This is a genomic window from Pauljensenia hongkongensis (assembly GCF_001746855.1).
GTDB classification, from domain to species: Bacteria; Actinomycetota; Actinomycetes; order Actinomycetales; family Actinomycetaceae; genus Pauljensenia; species Pauljensenia hongkongensis.
Genome location: NZ_CP017298.1, coordinates 1,439,324 through 1,441,194 on the forward strand (window position 1 = coordinate 1,439,324; position 1,871 = coordinate 1,441,194).

Sequence of the window (1,871 nt, forward strand, 5' to 3'; positions counted from 1 at the left end):
GACCGCTGACGAGCCCGCCGCGCACGTGGAGGAGCCGCCCTCGGCCGCCCGCCGCCCGCCCCTGGAGACCCGCAGGTCCCGGCGCGCGCGCCTCGGATGGGACCGGCCCGCCCCCGCGGCCCGGCCCGCTGCGGAGCCCGCCGACGAGGAGCCCGCCACGAGCGCGGAGGAGCCCGCCTACCCCACGGCCGCGTTCTCCGACGAGATCCGCTACCCCACCGCCTTCTCCGCGGGCACCGCCTACCCGTCCGCACGGGCCGACGAGGACTCCGCACGGGCGGACGACGAGACGGGAGCGGCCGAGGACACGGCTTTCGACGACGGCGCCGACTACGGCTCCGCCTACTCGCCCTGGCCCAGCAGCACGCTGCCGATGGCCGGGTCCACGGACGCGCAGTCCTCCTCGTGGAACGACGAGATGACCCGGACCTATTGGCACTCGCCCGAGGACCTCGAGCCCGAGCCAGTCCGCGCCCATCCCGGCATCGACGAGACGGGCGTCATCGCGCCTACCCGCCGTTCACTGCTGTCCTCCGTCGAGGAGGCCGAAGAGGAGGCGCGCTCCGCCCCCGAGGAGGCCGAGGAGGAGGCGGAGGAGCCCGAGGAGTCCGTGCGCCCCGCCTCCCTGGACGACGCCATCTTCGAGGGCACGACCGTCAAGGCGGAGCTCCCCAACCGCTCCCGCGCCCACTGGATGGGGCTCGTCGCTTTCGCCATCGGGGTTCCGCTGGCCTGGTTCCTGGCGGCCGACGCGGGGGCGCGCATGACGCTGGCGGACAACGCGCCCATGGTGACGGGCACGGCGTCGTTCCTCGCGCTCGGCGAGCTGCTGGGCGCCCTCGCCTTCTCCGTCCTCCTCATCGCCTCCGCCCGGCAGTCGTCGCTGGGCGCTTGGGCGGTGGGCGGGCTGTTCACCGTGATCGGCCTGCCGTGGGTGCTGGTGCCCGGTCCCACCGCGACCGCCATGTTCCCGGTGATGAGCGCCCTCCAGTCATCCGGGGCGGTCGGGGCGAACCTGCAGCACCACCTGCAGGCGTCGGGCTACTCGGGCCGGCTGCTGCTCATCGGCGTCGTCCTGATCGGCCTGGGCTACGTGTCCCACACGACCAGGCGCATCGGGCGCGCGGAGGAGGCGCGGCGCGCCGAGGTCGAGAGGGTCAACCCGTCGGGGGCGCACTTCACCTCCCGGGAGCGCCGGCGCGCCCACCGGGCGGAGGGGAAGCGATGAAGGCACCCGGGGGCGCAGCGGCCATCGAGCTGCCCGGCCCCTGGACCCACCGCCACATCACGGCGGGCGGCGCCTCGTTCCACGTCGCCGACACGGGCACGGCGATGGACTACGCGCTCGTGCTCCTGCACGCCTTCCCGGAGCACTGGTGGAGTTGGAGGGACGTCATCCCCCCGCTCGCCGGCGCCGGGCGGCGCGTCGTCGCGATGGACATCCGCGGTTGCGGCACCTCCGACCTGTCGCGCGGCGCCTCCGACCTGGTCCAGCTCGCGCAGGACGTGATCGGCGTCGTGCGCACCCTGGGCATCTCGTCTTTCAGCGTCGCGGGAGCGGGGACCGGCGGGGCGGTCGCCTGGATGGTCGGCGCCCTGTCCCCCTCCGAGCTGCGCTCCCTCATCGCGCTGGGCGCGCCGCATCCACTGGGGATCCGGCCCGTCATCGGGCGCGCCCCCTGGTCGGGCGGGCGCCTCCTGCAGGGCAGGCTCGCCCTGCCCACCGGGCGCGTCCGGGCGCTGCGCGACGGGCGGTTGCTCGACGCCGTCTACAGGTCGTGGGCGTCCCCGTCCTCGCGTGAGCGCCTCGACTCACAGTCCGGGCCGTTCCGCGCGGCCCTGGCCCGCCCCTTCGCCCCCCACACGGCGCT

The 1,871-nt window shown here is 75.5% G+C and carries 1 protein-coding gene and 1 pseudogene; both read left to right on the forward strand.

Annotated elements, in window-relative coordinates; translation table 11 throughout:
- A pseudogene (locus BH719_RS05945) lies at positions 1-1,228 on the forward strand (hypothetical protein); the annotation flags it as partial.
- Positions 1,225-1,871, forward strand: a 647-nt coding sequence (locus tag BH719_RS05950; protein WP_009743900.1) for an alpha/beta hydrolase, incomplete at its 3' end; no start/stop codon positions are given. The pseudogene BH719_RS05945 and the gene BH719_RS05950, both read left to right, overlap by 4 nt.